Source organism: Variovorax sp. dw_954 (assembly GCF_018449755.1).
Taxonomy (GTDB): Bacteria; Pseudomonadota; Gammaproteobacteria; order Burkholderiales; family Burkholderiaceae_C; genus Variovorax.
Window position 1 is genome coordinate 199399 of sequence record NZ_JAAVVD010000007.1, and the last position, 18913, is coordinate 218311.

Annotated in this window: 14 protein-coding genes; 6 read left to right on the plus strand and 8 right to left on the minus strand. The window is 68.2% G+C overall.

Annotation, left to right across the window (positions count from 1 at the left end; translation table 11 throughout):
• A complete protein-coding gene (locus HB681_RS13825) occupies nucleotides 1-2244 on the plus strand; it encodes a molybdopterin cofactor-binding domain-containing protein (RefSeq protein ID WP_213955393.1) in 2244 nt (747 codons plus the stop codon).
• A 10-nt stretch (nucleotides 2245-2254) separates the two neighbouring features.
• Here the strand turns inward: HB681_RS13825 and HB681_RS13830 are convergent, their stop codons facing one another.
• The 6 genes from HB681_RS13830 to HB681_RS13855 form a co-directional block, all read right to left on the minus strand.
• Entirely contained in the window at nucleotides 2255-5020 is a 2766-nt protein-coding gene (locus HB681_RS13830; protein WP_213955394.1) for a LuxR C-terminal-related transcriptional regulator, read from the minus strand.
• 267 nt (nucleotides 5021-5287) lie between these two features.
• On the minus strand, nucleotides 5288-7174 hold the full coding sequence (locus HB681_RS13835; protein WP_213955395.1) for an acyl-CoA synthetase: 1887 nt from the start codon (nucleotides 7172-7174) through the stop codon (nucleotides 5288-5290).
• Between the two features lie 13 nt (nucleotides 7175-7187).
• Entirely contained in the window at nucleotides 7188-8327 is a 1140-nt protein-coding gene (locus tag HB681_RS13840) for a DUF5938 domain-containing protein (RefSeq protein WP_213955396.1), read from the minus strand.
• A gap of 41 nt (nucleotides 8328-8368) precedes the next feature.
• A complete protein-coding gene (locus HB681_RS13845; protein ID WP_213955397.1) occupies nucleotides 8369-9136 on the minus strand; it encodes a glucose 1-dehydrogenase in 768 nt (255 codons plus the stop codon).
• Between the two features lie 58 nt (nucleotides 9137-9194).
• A complete protein-coding gene (locus HB681_RS13850; RefSeq protein WP_213955398.1) occupies nucleotides 9195-9956 on the minus strand; it encodes an SDR family oxidoreductase in 762 nt (253 codons plus the stop codon).
• Between the two features lie 121 nt (nucleotides 9957-10077).
• On the minus strand, nucleotides 10078-10599 hold the full coding sequence (locus HB681_RS13855) for a nucleoside deaminase (protein ID WP_213955485.1): 522 nt from the start codon (nucleotides 10597-10599) through the stop codon (nucleotides 10078-10080).
• A 193-nt stretch (nucleotides 10600-10792) separates the two neighbouring features.
• On the opposite strand from HB681_RS13855, the gene HB681_RS13860 reads away from it, so the two are divergent.
• Nucleotides 10793-11002, plus strand: a complete 210-nt coding sequence (locus tag HB681_RS13860; RefSeq protein WP_213955399.1) for a hypothetical protein — start codon at nucleotides 10793-10795, stop codon at nucleotides 11000-11002.
• A 146-nt stretch (nucleotides 11003-11148) separates the two neighbouring features.
• On the opposite strand, the gene HB681_RS13865 is transcribed toward HB681_RS13860, so the two are convergent.
• Together HB681_RS13865 and bglX are read right to left on the minus strand one after the other, a co-directional pair.
• The gene (locus tag HB681_RS13865) at nucleotides 11149-11742 is read right to left on the minus strand and encodes a DNA-3-methyladenine glycosylase I (RefSeq protein WP_256734942.1); all 594 of its coding nucleotides are present in this window, start codon (nucleotides 11740-11742) and stop codon (nucleotides 11149-11151) included.
• Nucleotides 11743-11780: 38 nt separating this feature from the next.
• Nucleotides 11781-14111, minus strand: a complete 2331-nt coding sequence (gene bglX / locus HB681_RS13870; protein ID WP_213955401.1) for a beta-glucosidase BglX — start codon at nucleotides 14109-14111, stop codon at nucleotides 11781-11783.
• A 246-nt stretch (nucleotides 14112-14357) separates the two neighbouring features.
• On the opposite strand from bglX, the gene HB681_RS13875 reads away from it, so the two are divergent.
• The 4 genes from HB681_RS13875 (at nucleotide 14358) to HB681_RS13890 (ending at nucleotide 18906) form a co-directional block, all read left to right on the plus strand.
• Nucleotides 14358-15971, plus strand: coding sequence for a glucan biosynthesis protein G (locus HB681_RS13875; protein WP_213955486.1), 1614 nt, complete (start codon nucleotides 14358-14360; stop codon nucleotides 15969-15971).
• Nucleotides 15972-16030: 59 nt separating this feature from the next.
• The gene (locus HB681_RS13880; RefSeq protein ID WP_213955402.1) at nucleotides 16031-16429 is read left to right on the plus strand and encodes an OsmC family protein; all 399 of its coding nucleotides are present in this window, start codon (nucleotides 16031-16033) and stop codon (nucleotides 16427-16429) included.
• Between the two features lie 28 nt (nucleotides 16430-16457).
• Nucleotides 16458-17606, plus strand: coding sequence for an aromatic ring-hydroxylating dioxygenase subunit alpha (locus HB681_RS13885; RefSeq protein WP_213955403.1), 1149 nt, complete (start codon nucleotides 16458-16460; stop codon nucleotides 17604-17606).
• A 235-nt stretch (nucleotides 17607-17841) separates the two neighbouring features.
• Nucleotides 17842-18906, plus strand: a complete 1065-nt coding sequence (locus HB681_RS13890) for a hypothetical protein (RefSeq protein ID WP_213955404.1) — start codon at nucleotides 17842-17844, stop codon at nucleotides 18904-18906.
• Nucleotides 18907-18913 lie beyond the last annotated feature (7 nt).

Below are 18913 nucleotides of genomic sequence, written 5' to 3' on the forward strand. Positions count from 1 at the left end.
ATGGCGCATCTCCTCCCTGCGATCGCACTCCCCGGCGCGTTGTCGCGCCGCGCCGCGCTCAAGGCCGGCGCGCTCTTCGTCGGCTTCTGCCTGGCGCCGGGCGGCCCGGCAATTGGGCAGGCTGCGGGCGCACCGGCGGGCGCAGCGCGCAGCCTGGCGCTCGACAACGTCGACTCCTTCCTCGCGATCGGCACCGACGGCACGGTGGTCATTTATTCCGGCAAGGTCGACCTCGGCACCGGCCATCGCATCGCGATCCGCCAGATGGTGGGCGAGGAGCTGGGTATCGGCGTCGAGCGCATCGAACTCATCGAAGGCGACACCGCACTCACGCCCGACCAGGGACCAACCGCCGGCAGCACCGGCATCATGCGCGGCGGTGTCCAACTGCGCCAGGCCGCCGCGACGGCGCGCGAGGCGCTGCTGGCCTTGGGCGCACAGCGGCTGCAGGCGCCGGTCGAGCAACTGTTGCTGGCCAGCGGCGAGGTGAGCGCGGCCGATGGCCGCAGCGTCGGCGTTGCATCGCTGGTCGGTGGCCGCAGCTTCGACGTCAAGATGAACCCGAAGGCGCCGCTGAAGAAGCCGGCCGACTACAAGCTGGTCGGCCAGTCGCTGCCGCGTCCGGACATTCCCGCCAAGGTGACGGGGCGGCATGTCTATGTGCATGACCTGGTGGTGCAGGGCATGCTGCACGGGCGCGTCGTGCGGCCGCCGTCGGTGGGTGCGAAGGTGCTGGCCGTCGACGAGTCGTCGGTCGCCAGGCTGCCGGGCGTGCGCGCGGTCCGCATCGCGGATTTCGTCGGCGTTGTCGGTGCGGACGAATGGGCCACGGTGCGCGCGGCGCGCGAACTCAAGGTGCAGTGGAGCGAGAGTGCGCCGCTGGTCGGCCATGCCGCGCTGGTCGACTGGGCGCGCAGCGGTCCGTTCGTGGCCGAGGAAGTCATCACGGCCAAGGGCGATGCCGCGCGCGTCGATGCCTTGCGCGATGCGCCCGACGTGCTGCGCGCAACCTATTCGTGGCCGATCCAGTCGCACGGTTCCATCGGGCCGTCGTGCGCGGTGGCCGATGTGCGCGCGGATGCGGGCACGGTGTGGACCGCGTCGCAGGCGAGCCACCGCTTCCTCAACATCTTCGCCGCGCTGGTAGACGTGCCGCGCGACAAGCTGCGCGTGATCTACCTCGACGGCCCCGGCTGCTATGGCATGAACGGCAGCGACGATGCCGCCGCCGATGCGGTGCTGCTGTCGAAGGCCGTCGGCAAGCCGGTGCGCGTGCAGTGGAGCCGCGAGGACGAACTCGGCTGGGACCCGAAGGGCCCGCCGCAACTGCTCGACATGGCCGCGACGCTCACGCCCGAGGGCGGCATCGATGCCTGGCAGACCGACATGTGGGTGCCGCGCGCGACCGCGAACCTCGAATGGATTCCGTTGCTGTCGCCGCTCGCCGCGGGCATGCGCCAGCCGGTCGGCCAGTCGACCGGCCTGGTGTCGCAGAACGGCGATCCGCCCTACGCGCCCAAGGCCGTGGTTGTGAAGGCGCACTGGCTCGGCCCGGCGCCTCTGCGGCCGTCGAACATCCGTGCACCGGGCAAGGTGGCAAACTGCTTCGCGGTCGAGAGCTTCGTCGACGAACTGGCGGCGAAGGCCAAGGTCGATCCGCTGGCGTTCAGGCTGCAGAAGGTGTCGAACCCGCGCAGCGCGGAGGTGATCCGCCGCGTCGGGCAGATGATGGACTGGAAGCCCCGGCCATCACCCAGTGTCGCGCCGACACGCGGCGCCATCGCGATGGGCCGCGGCATGGCTTTCATCCACTACAAGAACAGCGAGACCCATGTCGCGGTGGCGATGGAGGTCGAGGTGGATCGCGACAGCGGCCGGATCGCGGTGCGGCGCGTCTGCTGCGCGCACGACTGCGGGCTGATGATCAACCCCGACGCGGTGCGTGCGCAGGTGGAAGGCAACATCCTGCAGACCCTGTCGCGCACCTTGTACGAGGAGACCACCTTCGACCGCTCGCGCGTCACGAGCGTCGATTGGCAGAGCTATCCGCTGCTGCGCTTCCCGGCGGTGCCGCGCATCGAGATCGCGCTGATCGATCGTCGCGACGAGCCGCCGCTGGGCGCCGGGGAGGCGGCCTCAAGCCCGGTGCCGGCGGCCCTGGCGAATGCGATCTTCGACGCGACGGGGGTGAGGATGCGCAGCGTGCCCTTGCTGAGCGACAAGTTGAAGGCGCTGATGGCGTAGTGGGCCGCGGTCAGATCAACGAGATCTCCTGCGCCCGCGCCAGCGCACTGGTGCGATTCTTCACGCCGAGCTTGGTGAAGATGTTGTGCAGGTGCCATTTCACCGTGGCCTCCGACAGGAACAGGCTTTGCGCCAGTTCGCGGTTGCCGAGTCCCGCCTTCAGCAGGCGCAGGATCTTGAGTTCGCGCTCGGTCAGTTCCTCGGTCTCGCTGCGCGCGGCGGCGGGCCGTTGCGGCAGGGGCGTGGTGCGGCCGGCGGCTTGCAACAGTTGCTCGAGATAGGCGAGGGGCACCAGCTTGTCGGCGCTGGCTGGACGAAGGTTGCCGCTGGCTGTGCGCAGGTCGCCGCGGCTGGCGTGGATCGTCTCCACCATGTCGAGCAAGAGCGCATCGCCGTCGAGCCAGCTTCGAAGCAGCCCGCAGCGGGCGCCGAGCGCGAGCGCCTCGTCGAGCGTGCGCAGCGCCTGTGCGCGGTCGAGGGCGCGGTGCTGGTGCATGGCCTTCATTGCCAGCAGCCGCGCGAGTTGGGCCTGGTGGCCGTCGCGCTGGGCGCGCCGGATCGCATCGTTGAGCGCACCGGCGGGGCTTGCGCCTTGCTGGGCCGCGAGCCGCAGCCGCAGTGTGAGCAGGCAGACGCTGTCGTCCTCATCCACGACCGCGGTGGCGGCGGGGCCGACCAGCCCGTAGGACTGCGCGAGCTTGTGGGCCTCGTCGAGCGCGCCGGCCTGGAGGCGCAAGGTGCAGCGCTCCGCCGCGAGGATGCGCGCCAGGCGTGGCAGCTTGAGCCGGTGGCCGAGCGATTCGCCTTCGAGCAGGCAGGCATCGGCCGCGGCCGGGTCGCCCGCCAGCCGCGACAGCCGCGCCCGCGTCAGGTAGCCGGCGGTCGTCATCTCCACCAGCCCGTGCTCGTCGATGAAGGGCAGGCCCAGCTCGATGAAGCGCCGGGCCTGCTGCAAGTCGCCTTGCTCGTAGCAGACCTCCGCGGCCAGCAGCGTGAGCATGGAGCCCGCGTACGAAGCGAGGCCCAGGCTGCGCTCCACGGTCGCGATGCCGGTGCGGGCCTGCGCCATCGCATCGTTGAAATCGCCGCGGCGCATGGCCAGCATCATGGCCAGCGCCGATGCCCAAGCCAGGCCGTAGTCGGCATCGCACTCCTCGAAAGCGCGGCGTGCGATGGCGAGCGCCTGCTGGCCCTGTTCGAAGGCATCGGAGGCGCAGCAGCCGCTGGCCAGCACGTTGGCCACCACGCCGGTGCGGAAGGCGTTGGCACGCGGCCATGACTTGAGCCAGCCCTCGCTGCGCGACTTGGCCAGCAAGGGCTCGCCGGTGTGGGCCCAGTAGACGCATCGGATCATCTCGACCACGCAGCGCAGGTCATCGTCACCGTCTTCCGCACAAGCGCTTTCCAGCGCGCGCAACTCCTGCTCGGCCTCCGGATAGTGTCGCGTCAGCACCAGCGACCATGCGTGGCCGGTGCGGATCTTCGGGCGCGCATGAACCAGGGCTTGCGGCAGCCGCGTGAGCCAGGCCAGCAGGGTCGCGTGCTCGCCGCGGTGCTGCACCAGTTCGGCGGAGAAGTCGGCGACCAGGTCGGCCGCGCGCTCCAGGTCCTGCCCTTCGAACGCATAGCGCACCGCCTCGTGCGGCAGGCGATGGCGCTGGAACCAGTCGCTGGCGCGCAGGCTGATGGCGCGCGCCGCATCGCCGGGCCGCTCGCGGCTGCGGCCGCGCAGGTAGTCGGCGAACAGGTGGTGATACCGGAACCAGGTGCGGGAACGGTCCAGCCCCGAGAGGAACAGGTTGCGGCTCTGCACCTCGGCCAGCATGGCGCGGCTGTCCTGGCGGCCGAGCACCTCATCGCAGAGTTCGGCGCAGAAGCGCTCCAGGCCCGCGGTGTCGAGCAGGAAGTCGCGCAGGTCGGGCCGCAGGCTGTCGAGCACCTGCTCGCCGAGGTAGTCGGTGATGTCGCGGTCGGTGCCGGAGAAATCGGCGAGGAAGGCGCCGCGGTCGTCGCTCTCGCGCAGGGCGAGCGAGGCCAGTTGCAGGCCGGCGATCCAGCCTTCGGTGAGGTCGTGCAGCGTCTCGACCTGCGCGCGGTCGAGCGGCGCGCCGCTCACGCGCCCGACGAAATCGGCGGCTTCGTCGAGGCCGAGGCCGAAGTGCGCGGCATCCAGTTCGAGCAGCTCGCCGCGCAGGCGCAACTGGCTCACCTGCAAGGGCAGGCGCGTGCGGCTGGCGATCACCAGGCAGACGTTCTGCGGCAGGTGCGCCAGCAGCCATTCGAGCTTGCGGTGCACGGCTTGCTGCTGCACCAGGTGGAAGTCGTCCAGCACCAGAATCAGGCGCCGGTCATGGTTCACCAGGTCGTGCAGCAGCGAGGCCACGATGGCGTCCGGCGAGGCCATGCTGCCGCCGTCGGCCTGGGCCAGCGCGTGGCGGCCGAGGCGCGCGTCGGCATGGTGCAGCGCGGCGGCCAGGTAGCGCAGGAAGCGCAGCGGGTCGTTGTCCTCGGCATCGAGGCTGAGCCATGCAGTGGTGATGCCGCGCGCGTCGAGCTGCGACACGAACTGTGCGAGGGCGGTGGTCTTGCCGTAGCCGGCTGGCGCGGTGACGCTCAGCAGGCGCCGCGTGAGGCCCGCATGCAGCAGGGCGGACAACTGCGAACGTGCGAGCAGCCGAAGCGATAGCTGTGGCGGCGCGAGCCGCGATTCGACGAGCACCGCGGCCGATGCCTCGGCGGCGCCTGCGTTGCCCATTGCGCTGCTGCCTTGCGCCATGTTTGTTGCCTCTGGTTTGGGCTGATGCTGGTCAGCGTTGGAACATGGAGTTTGCAGGGATTCGCCGGTTGCTGGAATGCGGACTTGACCGTACGCGAAAGACGCGAAGAAACGCGAAGGACGCAAAAAATACAAAAGGAAATCCAGAAGGAATCTTTCGGTTTCCTTTCGCGTCCTTCGCGGAACCTTCGCGTCCTTCGCGTACGGTCAAGTCCGATCCCGTATTCCCGGCATCAAGTCAGCGCTCGGTGGAGCGAACGCGCCTGCTCACGTCGGCTTCCAGTCGATCGTCCAGCGCACCGGAAGCCGCCCGAGTTCCGCTTCGGCCTGCTGCACAAGAGCCATGCCGTCTGAACCTCCAGGCCGCTGCGCCACGATCCGCGCCTCCAGCCCGTGCTTCGGATGCGGCGCCACCGCCACTTCGACATCGACATCCCCGCACACCTTGCGCAGCGTTTCGCGCAGCGCCTTCTCGATCGCCAGTTCGCGCAGCTTCGGCTTGAAGATCTTGTTCACCGCCGTGAGCGGCAGCGCATCGAGCACCACCACGTCGACCGGCACGGCAGCACGCTCGGTGATCACGGCGCGCGCGTGCGCCAGCAACTCGGCGGCATCGCAGCTTGCGCCCTTGCGCAAGGTGACGTAGGCCATCGGCAGTTCGCCCGCATGGCCGTCCGGCTTGCCGACCGCCGCGGCCAGCTCGACGGCAAGGTGCCGCATCAGGCCTTCCTCGATCATCGCGGGATCGATGTTGTGGCCGCCGCGAATGATCAGGTCCTTGGCCCGTCCGGTCAGCCAGAAGTAGCCTTGCGCATCCTGCCGCCCCAGGTCGCCGGTGTTGAGCCAGCCGTCGGCCAGGCAGATGCCCTTGTTGTCGCTGTCTTTCACGTAGCCGGAGAACACGTACGGGCCGCGCAGCAGGATGGTGCCGATCTCGTCGACCGCGGCATCGCGCTGCGGCTCGCCATCGGCGCCGAGCTGCGCGACCTTCATCTGCTGGTAGGGCAGGCGCAATCCGATCGAGCCGATGGCGCGGTGCCCGTCGCGCGGGTTCAGAGAGCTCACGCAGGTGGCCTCGGTCATGCCATAGCCCTCGAGCAACTTGAGCCCGGTGGCCGCCTCGAAGCGGTTGAACAATTCGATCGAGAGCGGCGCCGCGCCGCAGACCGCGAAGCGCAACGAGCTCACGTCGACGCCCTCTCGCGGCACGTTGAGCAGCGCCGACAGCACCGTTGGCACGGAACTGAACAGGGTCGCCTTGTAGCGTTCCACCGAGCGCCAGAAGCCGCCGATGGTGCGCGCATCCCGGTAGCCCGCGCTCGACAGCATCACCACATGCGCGCCGACGCTGAAGGGCGCCAGCCCGGTGATCAGCATCGCGTTGGAGTGGAACAGCGGCAGGCCGCACAGCAGCGTGTCCTGCGGCCCCATGGAAAGGGCGGTCGACACGGCCCAGGCATTGGCCGCCTCGTTGAAATGCGTGCGGCGCGCCAGCTTGGGCGTGCCGGTGGTGCCGCCGGTGTGGAAGTACGAGGCCACGTCGTCACCTTGCGGCGGCGCGGCGCCGACCAGCGCGTCGCCGGGTTGCTGCGCCAGCAGCGCATCGAAGTCCAGCGCCCACGGCGGGCAGGGACCATGGCCGCCCACGCGCACGACGGCGCGCAGCGTCGGCACCCGGTCGCGCAGGGCTTCGACCTTTTCCCAGATGCCGGGTTGTTCTTGCCGGCCCAGCGCCACGATCACCACCGTGCCCGCCGCGTTCATGATGCCGACCATGTGCTCGACTTCGAGGAACGGGTTCACCGGGTTCACGATGCCCGCTGCCTCGGCGCCCCAGAGCGCGAAGTGCGTTTCGGGCAGGTTCGGCAGCAGGTACGAGACCACGTCCGTCCGCCCCACGCCGAGCGCAATGAACGCATTGGCCGCCTGCGTGACGCGGCGGTACAGCGTGGCGTAGTCGTAGCGCGTTTCCCCGTCGGCCGCATCACCGCTCGGCACGAAGGTCAGCGCCGGCGCATCGGGCGTGGCCTCGGCCTGCCGCGCGATGGCGGCATGGCTGGACACCGGCTGCTCCAGCCGGGTCTCGATCGGCAACTGCTCCAGCGCCTCGACGTCGGCCAGCGTGCGCAGCGGCGCGTGGGCGCTCGTCGTCATCGGTGGGTCCGCATCAGTTGTTGTGCACGGTCAGCTCGGGCTTGGCTACCAAGCCGAAGCTGCGCAGCACACCCAGCAGTTCGTGATGCCCGAATGCCTGGCAGCCCGACGCGAAGCCGACCCGTTTCGGCGGCTGTTGCAGCAGCGAATGCGCGGCATAGGCTTGCAGCAAGCCGGTCTGCTTGTAGTTGCAGTTGCCGAAGATCACGCAGTGCGCGCGACCCAGCGGACCGGTCGCATGCACCGAGTCGACCGACTTGTTCAGGCGCGGGTTCTCGCGCGGCGGCATGCTGTTCATCACGCCCGCGGCCGTCTGCGCCAGCGCGGCATAGCGGTCGTCCGGGTTCATGCCTTCTGTCGCCTTCAGCGCCGCCGCGACGATCTGCGGCACGCCCAGCATCAGCGGCTTGTTGAACACGCCGCCCAGGACCTTGACGTTGGACACGCGCGGATCCTTCTTGAACCACACCGGATGCGAGGTGCCGCCCCAGGGCAATGCCAGCGCCATCTCGTGCTGGCCCGGGATGGCGAGGCTGTAGAGGCCCGCGTCGGGCTGCCATTCGACGTATTGGTTCTGGTAGAGGTGGAAGGCCTTCGACGTGGCCGCGTTGACCAGGATGGTCTGCGTCGACGCGATGGTCGGGCTGCCGCCCCAGAACACGGCGATGTCGAGCGTGTCGAGGCCCGGCGTTTCCAGGCAGAGCTGTGCGGCGATCTCGCCGGTGGTGTACATCTGCGCGAGGCCGGGCGACAGCAGCAGGCCGGCTTGCGCAAAGCTGGCGCCGTACTTCGCTTCCAACGTGATGAGCCAGTCCTGTTCGCCGGTGGTGTCGGTGTAGTGGCACTTCGCGGCCAGGCAGGCGTCCACCACCTCGGGGCCGAACTTGGCGAACGGCCCGACGGTGTTGAGCACCACGGAGGCGCCGGTGAAGAGGGCGGTCAACGCCTCGACCGTGTGCGCCACTTCGACGACTTCGTAGGTTGCTGTCTCGATGCCGGCGACGTTGGATTTCATCGCTGCGTTGAGCTTGTCGGCGCTGCGGCCGGCCGCGATGAAGGGGATGCCGAACTCGCGCAGGTACTCGCAGACCAGCCGGCCGGTGTAGCCGCTCGCGCCGTAGACGACGACGGGCTTCTTGTTGTTGTCGCTCATGTTGTGCTCCTTGTTTGGTGACGGTGACAGATGCGGAAAGATCAGAGCAGCGACGAACTCACGCCGCCGTCCAGGACGAAGCCGCTGCCGTTCGAGAAACTGGCGCGCTCCGAGGCCAGGAAAACGGCCAGGTGCGCCACTTCTTCGGGCGTGCCATAGCGGCCCTGGCGCTGCGCGATCACCGCATCAAAGTCCGGGATGTTGAGCATCTGCTCGAACTCCTTCTTGCGCGGCCTGACCATGTCGGTCTCGATGAAGGCCGGCAGGATCGCGTTGACGCGGATGTTGTGCGCGCGCAGTTCGACCGCGGCCGTCTGCGTGAGCGACATGACGCCGGCCTTGGCCGCGGCGTAGCTGCCGATCAGCGGGACGGCACCCTTCGCCGTGACCGAGGCCATCGTGACGATCGCGCCTCCCCCCGCAGCGATCAGCGCCGGGGCTGCATAGCGGATGCAGAGGAACACGCCGTCGAGGTTGACCGAAGTCACTTCACGCCATTGCTCGTAGCTGGTCGCGGCCAGCGGCGAGAGCGTGGCGATGCCGGCATTGGGCACCATGATGTCGAGCCGGCCATGCTGCCGGATGGCCGCCGCTACCAGCGCCTCGACCTGTGCCGGCACGCGCACGTCGCAAGCCACCGCCACGGCGCCCGACAGCGAGCCCGCCACTTTCTGCGCCGCGCCGGCATCGATGTCGGACACGATGACCTTCGCGCCTTCGGCCGCATAGGCACGCGCGATGGCCTCGCCGAGCCCGCGCCCCGCGCCCGTGACGATGGCGACTTTGTCTTGAAGAAGCTTGGTGCTCATTGGGTAACCTCCGTGCTGCGTACTGCGGTGCCAGCGCCTGCTGGCGGCCGAGCGGCGCTCATAGCAATCCGGCAGACAGGCCGCCGTCCAGGATGTAGTGGGAGCCGGTGGTCCAGCTGGCGGCGTCGGAGGCGAGGAAGGCCGTCATCTCGGCCACCTCCTGCGGCGTGCCGAGTCGCAATTGCTTCACCGCGACCAGCGCGCTGAAGGGCACGCCGACGATGGCTTCGACGGTCGGTATCAGCCGGTCGACCATCGCCGTACCGATGAAGCCGGGGCACACCGCGTTGACGCGGATGCCGGTGGGCTTGAGCTCGGCTGCGGCCGTGCGCGTGAGCTGGAGCACCGCCGCCTTCGAGGCCGCATACGAACCGAACAGCGGCACGCCATTGGTGCCCGCCAGCGACGAGATGTTGACCACCGAGCCCTTGCCCGACGCCACCAGCGCGCCGAGCGCCGCGCGCATGCCGAGGAACACGCCCATCACGTTGATGTTCATGAGCCGGCCGATCTCTTCCTCGGTCTGGTCGAACAGTGGCTTGACGATCTCGATGCCGGCGTTGTTGATGAGCGTGTCGAGGCCGCCGAAGGCGGTGGTGGTGGCTTCGATGGCGGCGGCCCAGTCAGAAGCCTTCGTGACGTCGCAGCGTACCGAGCGCGCCTGCGGCCCGAGGTCGGCGGCGGCTTTCGCGGCGCCCGCTTCATCGATGTCGGCGAGCATCACCTGCGCGCCCCGCTCGACGAAGAGCCGCGCGATCGCGAGGCCAAGCCCCTGCGCCGCGCCGGAGATGAGGGCCTTGCGGCCCTGCAGTTCGATCATGTGCTTGTCTCCTGTCCGCCTGTGGTCGGCGGTGGAGGCATTCGAACAGGGCGGGCTTGTGCCGCCGCCCAACTAAAGGTTGGTTTTTCGTGCTGCGATGCAGCACTTGGTCACCGGAAGATCAGCTCTTCCACGCACCCACGTGCGGCGCACTCGCCTCGTCCAGCAGCGCCGGTCCGATGCATTCGATCGCATGCGGCGACGCGCGGAACACATCGCGGCAGGACAGCTCCGCATCGCGCTGGTCCTGCCGCTCCCCGCGGAACACGCGCAGTCGCGCGGCGTCGATGCCGAACACCACGCGGCCGATGTTCGACCAGAAGATGGCGCCGGCGCACATCACGCAGGGCTCACCCGACGCGTACAGCGTGGCGCCCGCCAGGTCCTCCCGCGTGAGGCCGCGCCCGGCCAGCGCGCGCACGGCGTTGGTCTCCGCGTGGCCGGTGCAGTCGCCGGTCTCGACGGTGTTGTTGTAGGCCTCGCAGATCACCTCGTTGTGGGCCGAGACGATGACGGCGCCGAACGGCCGGTTGCCGCGACGTGCAGCCGCATGCGACCAGCCGATGGCCTTGCGCAGGTAGCGGCCATCGCGTTCTTCGAGAGAGGTTTCCGGGGGGAATGTGTTGTTGTCGCCGGGGTTCATGCGTTCGCTGCGGGGCGCCTGGATGTCTTCAATATGCCATGCACGGTACGTGCCCGGCAATCGGGCTCCTCCTGCCGCGCCATGCAACATAGTTCACGCCGCGGGCAACTATGTCGTGGCGGGGCGGGCCGAAGTGTTGTATGCAAGCACATCCACATACGCCGCGTTGCCGGGCGCACGCAGAATGCGCCCCATGACCGAACCCAGCGCACTTTCCGACAGCCAACTGATGGCGCGCGCCCACTTGTGGCGCAGGAAGTCGATGATGGGGTCGCGCGACGCGGGCTCCATCGCGCGTGCGCACGAGATCGAGATGCGCCGCCGTCTTGGCGGCGCGACCACCATGGGTGCGCCCTTGGCTCAGGGACGGGCGCAGCGCCGCAAGTGGTGGCGGCTCTGGTAGGGTCCTGAGTCTCCCGACGCACGGCCCTGGCAGGTAGCCCGCGCGGTTCGTCCGGGGCGGCTTTCGAAGGTGGGGCAAGCGCGGGCACGTACCTTCAACGCAGCGAGGCGATGCGCGCCTCGATCGCGGCGCGCAGCACGCAATCGCTACTTCGGCACCTTCAATTCGGCCCGCGCCCTCAACGCCTTCTCCCGCGCATGGCACCCATCGAAGTGGTCGTTGACCAGCCCCATCGCCTGCATCAGCGCATACATGGTGGTCGGCCCGACGAAGGTCCAGCCCTTCTTCTTCAGGTCCTTGGACAGCGCCACCGATTCGGGCGAGGTGGTCATGGCCTTCACATTGGCCAGCGTGAAACGCTTCGGCCTGCTCTTCGGGTCGGGCTCGAAGCCCCAGCAGTACGCCGCCAGCGAACCGTGCTGCTCGCGCAGTTCCAGCACACGGCGCGCGTTGTTGATGGCCGACTCGATCTTGCCCCGATGCCGCACGATGCCGGCGTCGGCCAGCAGCCGCGCCACGTCCTTCTCGCCGAAGCGCACCATCTTCTCGGCCTCGAAGTTCGCGAACGCGGCGCGGAAGGCCTCGCGCTTGTTGAGGATGGTGAGCCAACTCAATCCGGCCTGGAAGCCCTCCAGGCACAGCTTCTCGAACAGGCGCCGGTCGTCCGTCACCGGAAAGCCCCATTCGTTGTCGTGGTAGTGCTGGTAGAGCGGCGTGGCGGCGCTCCAGCTGCAGCGCATCTGGCCGTCGCCGCTGTCGAAGAGGCCGGAAGGTTGGGTCATTGCAGTTCGAACCCCTCTTGCTTCACGGCCACCGAATCCAGCCCGATCTGCACGTTGAACTGGCCCGCCTCCGCGGCGTACTTCAGTTGCGCGTTGAAGAATTTCAGCTTGTCTTCATCGATGGTGAATCGCACGACCTTCTCCTCGCCAGGTTGCAGCATCAGCTTGCGGAAATCCTTCAGTTCCTTGACCGGCCGAACCACCGACGCGGCCACGTCCTGGATGTAGAGCTGCACCACCGTCTCGCCGGCGCGCTGGCCGGTGTTCTTCACGGTCACGCTCGCTTCCAGCCTGGCATTGCGCGCCATCGTCCTGCTCGACAGCGTCACGTCCGACAGGCTGAAGTCGGTGTAGCTCAGGCCATAGCCGAACGGATACAGCGGCCCGGTCACTTCCTCGAAATACTGCGAGGTGTAGTTGCCCGGCTTGCCCTCGGTGAACGGGCGCCCGAGGCGCGGCTTGTTGTAGTAGGTGGGAATCTGGCCGAGCGAGCGCGGGAACGAGATGGGCAGCTTGCCGGAGGGGTTGTAGTCGCCGAACAGCACGTCGCTGATCGCGTTGCCGCCCTCGGTGCCGGTGTACCAGGTCTCGAGGATGGCGTCGGCTTCCTTCTGCTCGCGCGCCAGCGTCAGCGGGCGGCCGTTCATCAGCACCATCACCAGCGGCTTGCCGGTGGCCTTGAGGGCCGTGACCAGCGCACGCTGGCCGGCCGGCAGGTCGAGGCTGACGCGGCTGGAGCTTTCATGCGACATGCCGCGCGATTCGCCGACGGCCAGCACCACCACGTCGGCCTGCTTCGCGACCTTGACCGCTTCGGCGATCATCGCTGCCGGTGTGCGCTTGTCCTGCGTGACCTCCGGCTTGTCCCAGTTCATGAAGTTGAGGTACTCGACGATCTTCTCGTCGGTCGTGATGTTGGCGCCGCGCGCGTAGACGAGGCGCGCCTTGTCGCCCACCGCATTGCGCATGCCTTCCAGCAAGGTGACCGACTGCGCCGCCACGCCGGCGGCCGACCAGCTGCCCATCATGTCGATCTTCGCGTCGGCCAGCGGGCCGACCAGGGCGATGGTGCCGGCCTTCTTCAAGGGCAATGTCTGCTTCCTGTTCTCCAGCAGCACCATCGACCTGCGCGCCACGTCGCGCGTCTCGGCGCGGTGCAGGCGGCTTTCGGCGTTGACGTCGGCCGGGTCGTCGGCGGGCTTGCCGATGCGGCGGTACGGGTCGTGGAACAGGCCCATGTCGTACTTGGCGCTCAGCACCTCGCGCACGGCGTTGTCGATCTCCTGCTGGGAAACCTCGCCCGACTTCACCAGCCCTGGCAGTTCCTTCAGGTACACCTCGTCGGCCATGCTCATGTCGATGCCGGCCTTGATCGCGAGCTTGGCCGCTTCGCGCTCGTCCTTGGCCACGCCGTGGCGGATCAGCTCGACGATGGCGCCGTGGTCGCTGAAGGCCACGCCCTTGAAGCCCCAGTCCTTGCGCAACAGGTCCTGCATCAGCCACATGTTGGAGGAGGCGGGGACGCCGTTGATGGAGTTCAGCGCCACCATCACGCCGCCGGAGCCAGCGTCGATCGCGGCCTTGTAGGGCGGCAGGTAATCCTGGTACATGCGCATCGGGCTCATGTCCACCGTGGCGTAGTCGCGGCCACCCTCGACCGCGCCATACAGCGCGAAGTGCTTGACGGCGGACATCACGCTGTCGGCGTTCTTCGTCGATGCGCCCTGGAAGCCCTTGACCGCCGCGCGCGCCGCGGCGGAAACGAGGTAGGGGTCTTCGCCGAAGCCTTCCGAGGTGCGGCCCCAGCGCGGGTCGCGCGAGATGTCGACCATCGGCGCGAAGCTCATGTCCACCGCATCGCTGCTGGCCTCGATGGCCGCGGTGCGCATGGTCAGCGTGATCGCGTCCATGTCCCAACTCGATGCCAGTCCCAGCGGGATCGGGAAGATCGTGCGATGCCCGTGCACCACGTCATACGCGAAGGACATCGGGATCTTGAGCCGGCTGCGCTGGATAGCGGCATCCTGCAGCGGGCGGTTGTCCTTGCGCGTGACCGAGTTGAAGGTGCCGCCGACGCGGCCGGCAGCGATCTCGTCGGCCAGCCGCGTGAGGGGCATGTCGCCGCCGATGCTGATGAGCCGGAGTTGGCCCACCTTCTCGTCGAGCGTCATGCGCGACATCAGTTCGGCGATGAAGGCGGGCTTGTCGTTGAGCAGCGGGGTCGCTGCGGCGGGGGCTGGCGTCGAGGCGGGCGTGCTGCCCGTCTGGGCCAGTGCCGAATGGCAGGCAAGGCTGGCAACCAGACCCAGCACGTAGAGTTTTTTCATTCGATGAATGTCTTGTGGTCCCGGCGGGCGGGGTATCGATTTACGTCGCTGCGATGGTGTTGCAGAAAGGCGGAGTCTACTGTCAGCCATTGCCCCGCATTGGGGTCTTGGCGTGGGATTTGCTCGATGGCTTGCTACATTGGCGTTCGTTCCCAAAGGAGAGATTCAGTGGTACCTATCGCCGCCGCGCGCCTCGTGCGCCGCACGCTGCCTACCGCCTCGAAATGCATTGCTGCCGCTTCGCTGATGCTGTGCGTTGCCCAGGCCCATGCCTTCTCGCTCGACGACGTGGTGGCCAAGGCGCGCTACCTGATGGCGACGCCCTACGTGGCGCCGGTGAGCAACCTGCCGCCGGCCTTCGCGCAGATGCAGTTCGCCGACTACGCGAAGATCCAGCCGCTGCCGGCGAAGTTCGGATGGCGCGACCAGCCCACGCCCTTCAAGCTCAACTTCTATCACCAGGGCATGCAGTTCAATGCGCCGGTGACCATCAACGAGATCGTCGGCAACGACGTGAGCGAGATCAGGTACGACGCGCAGCGCTTCGACTTCGGCGGCTTGTCGCTGGACAAGAGCGCCACGCAGAACCTCGGCTACGCCGGCTTCCGCGTGCTGTACCCGATCAACCAGCCCGGCAAGGAAGACGAGATCATGAGCTTGCTGGGCGCGAGCTACTTCCGCGTGATCGGCAAGGACCAGGTGTATGGCCTGTCGGGTCGCGGCCTGGCCATCGACACCGCGCCGCCGGGCGGCGAGGAGTTCCCCAACTTCCGCGAGTTCTGGGTGCAGCGGCCCGCGGCGCAAGACCAGCAACTGGTGATCTACGCACTGCTGGATTCGCCACGCGCGACCGGCGCCTACCAGTTCACCCTGCGACCCGGCGCCGATACGGTGCTCGATGTGCAGGCCCGCATCTTCATGCGCGGCAAGGTCGGCACGCTGGGCATCGCGCCGCTGACCAGCATGTTCCTCTACGGCCCCAACCAGCAGACCGACAAGCGCAGCTACCGCCCGGCCATCCACGACTCCAACGGGCTGGCCATCCACACCGGCAGCGGCGAGCGCCTGTGGCGTCCGCTCAACGATCCGCTGGCCGTCGCGATCAGCACCTTCAGCGTCGAGAACCCGCGCGGCTTCGGCCTGCAGCAACGCGGCCGCGAGTTCTCCCGCTTCGAAGACCTCAAGGACCGCTACGACCTGCGGCCGACCGCCTGGATCGAGCCCAAGGGCGACTGGGGCAAGGGCAAGGTCGAGCTGGTCGAGCTGCCTACGGCCGACGAGACCAACGACAACATCGTCGCCTTCTGGACGCCCGACGTGCAGCCCGAAGCAGGCCAGGCCCTGCAGTTCGACTACCGCATGCACTGGACCCTGGATGAGGCCGCGCTGATGCCGCGCAACCTGGCCTGGGTCCGCCAGACCATCCACACCACCGGCGAGCAGACCCAGGCCAACCTGATCCGCCAGCCCGACGGAACGACCGCCTTCCTCATCGACTTCGAAGGCCCGTCGCCGATGGCGATGCCGGCCGATGCCGCAGTGACGCCGCAGGTGAGCGTGGACGGCAACGCCGACCTGATCAGCAGCACGCTGGAGCGCAATCCCACGATCAAGGGCTGGCGCGTGACGATCCGCATCAAGGTGAAGGACCCGAAGATTCCTGTCGAGCTGCGCGCGGCGCTGGTCGGCGGCGGCAAGCAACTCAGCGAGACCTGGAGCTACCAGTTGACGCCCACGGTGGTGGCCGCGGCCGCGCCGGCGCCGGCTGCTTCCACCGCACCGCCTGCGCCGGCGCCCGCGACGCCCGTAGCGCCTGCAGCGCCTTCGGCAGCACCGCCCGTTGCTGCGCCCGTCAAGTAAGCAGGCGGAGAGCGCTATGGTGGCGCCTGATCCACCCGCCCCCAGACAAAGGAGTTCCCATGAGCATCACGGTACGTCGCGACGACATGGCCGGCACGCGCCACATCCTGAAGATCCGCAACCACGAGATCGCCCTGGACGCGTCGCCCGCGGGCGGTGGCAAGGACGAAGGCCCGGAGCCGCACGACCTCTACGACGCCTCGCTGGCCTCGTGCAAGGCGCTCACCGTGCTGCTCTATGCGCGGCGCAAGCAGATGCCGCTGGAGGACATCGAGGTGACGGTCGATCGCGACAACTCGCAGGAGCGCCAGGGCACCTATCGCCTGAAGACTTCCCTGAAGCTCACCGGCCCACTCAGTGAAGACCAGCGCGCCGAGTTGCTGCGCGTGGCCGGCAAGTGCCCGCTGCATCGGCTCATGACGGAGGTCAAGACCGAGATCGAGACGGTATTGATCTGACAGAATTCCGGGGCAGGAGACAGCCCCAATGAGACACGAAGAACAAGTCGCAATGATCCAGCGCGCCCTCGCGCTGATCGAATCCAGAGGCAGCGAGCGTGGCGAGCCCGATATCAGCCCGGTGTCGCGCTACCTCGATGCGGCGCGCTACCAGCAGGAAGTGGAGAAGATCTTCCGGCAGTACCCGCTGGCCGTGTGCCCATCGGCATCGCTGGGCAAGGCCGGCGATACGTTCGCCGTCGACGTGGCGGGCATTCCGCTGGTCATCGTGCGCGCCGAGGGCGGCGAGATCAATGCCTTCGTCAACGCCTGCCGCCACCGGGGCGCACGCATCAAGGCGCTGGGCCTGTCGAGCCAGCGCGTGATGATCTGCCCCTATCACAGCTGGACCTATGGCCTCGATGGCGCCTTGCGCGGCAGGCCGCACGCGAACGAGTTCCCGCATGCGCCCGCATCGGACTGCTCCCTGGCCCGCGTGCCGGTGGCAGAGGCACTGGGGCTGGTGTGGGTGGTGCCGCGCGTGGTCAAGGCGGGCGAGAGCGGTGCCATCGACATGGCCGCCTGGCTCGGTCGCTTCGGCAACGACCTGCGCAACTGGGGTTATGACAGCTGGAAGCCGGTGAGCGAACGCGCGTTCGACAACGCCACCAACTGGAAGATCCCGTTCGAGGGCAACCTCGAGTCGTATCACTTCCAGTACGCGCACCGCGACAGCATTGCGCCGATGTTCTACGACAACCTGCTGGTGGCAGACCACGACCGGCAGCACCAGCGCATGTTCCTGCCCAAGCGCAGCATCGAAGGCCTGCGCGGGCGGCCCACCGGCGAATGGCAGGTCGGCCCGCACGCCAACATCATCTACTACTTCTTCCCGGCCACCTTCATCCTGCACGAGGGCGACCATGCCAATGCGTTCACCGTGCTGCCGGAGGCGCTGGACCGCTGCCGCGTGATCGGCAGCACGCTGGTGCCCGAACTGCCGACGACCGAGAAGTCCGTCAACTACTGGCGCAAGAACGTGGCGTCGTTCTGGGGTGCGCTCGACGAGGACTTCGCGCTGGGCGTGTCGGCGCAATCCACGCTGGCCAGCGGTGCGCAGGAGGCCTTGTACTTCGGCGCCACGGAGTGCGGCGCGGCCCGGTTCCACCGCGACGTCGAGGCCGCGCTCAGGGCCTGATACGACTTCGCAATCCAACGCATGGCGGCGTTGCCTTGCCGTGCTGCGGTACTGCCTGCGGCGCTCCGCCTTGTTCTGCGCTCGATTGCAAAGTCGCATGAGACCCGAGCGCCCTCAGGTGGCCGCTGCGGCGCTTGACCGCCACCGGGCCTGCGTTCAAGATCGCGCGCAACAACGCGAACGAGCATGCCGCCCGGCGCAGCGCGGGCCGCGCCAGCACCGCGAGGAGCAACGCATGACCTTGTCCGACCGCAGGCGATTCCTGAAGGCGCCGCTGTGCATGACCGCACTGTCGCTGGCGGGCTGTGCGGGGGTCGGCCCGCCCACCGTGGCGCGCGACCGCTTCGACTACAACGGCGAAGTCGCGCGCTCGTGGAAGGAGCAGACGCTGCTCAACATCGTGCGCACGCGCTACTCCGACATGCCGGTGTTCCTGGAGGTCTCGCAGATCGTCAGCGGCTACACGCTGGAAAGCACCGTGTCCTTCGGTGGCGTGCGGGCCCATGACACGCTGGTCCCGCCGTCCAGCAACCTGAGTTTCGGCGCGCAGGGCAAGTGGACCGACCGCCCGACCATCACCTATTCGCCGCTGACTGGCGCGCAATTCAATCGCAGCATGCTCACGCCGATTCCGCCGGCGGCCGTGCTGTTCGCCATGCAGGCGGGCTGGCCGATCGACCTGGTGCTGCGCGTGGTGGTGCGCAGCGTCAACGGCATCGACAGCACCGGCCGGGAAGCCGGGCGCTATGAACGATTGGTCGACCTGATGCGCAGGCTGCAGGACTCGGAAGTGCTGGGCATGCGGGTGCAGGGTGACAAGGCCGACCAGGCGGTGGTCCTGTTCTTCAGTTCGCGGACACGCTCGCCCGATGAAGAGGCCATGCTCCAGGAACTGCGCACCCTGTTGCGCCTGACCACGGGCCGCAATGAATTCCGGGTGGGCTTCGGCGCGGCGTCTGCCAGCACCGGCGAGATCGCGATGCTCACGCGTTCGATGCTGCAGATCCTCGTGAGCCTGGGCGAATATGTGGAGGTGCCGGAGGTCGATTTGCGCGACGGCCGGGCCGGTGCGAGCCAGGCGCCATCGAGCGCGACGCTGGGGCGGTTGCTGAAGATCAAGGCGAGTGCGGAGCGACCGGGGGACGCGCTGGTCGCGGTGCCCTACCGCACCCAATGGTTCTGGATCGACGATCGCGACATCCCGTCCAAGCGCACCTTCGCGATGGTGATGATCCTGTCCACGCTGGCCGAGACGGGGGCGAGGGAGGTGATGCCGCTGGTGACGATTCCGGCTGGGTAGGCGGCTG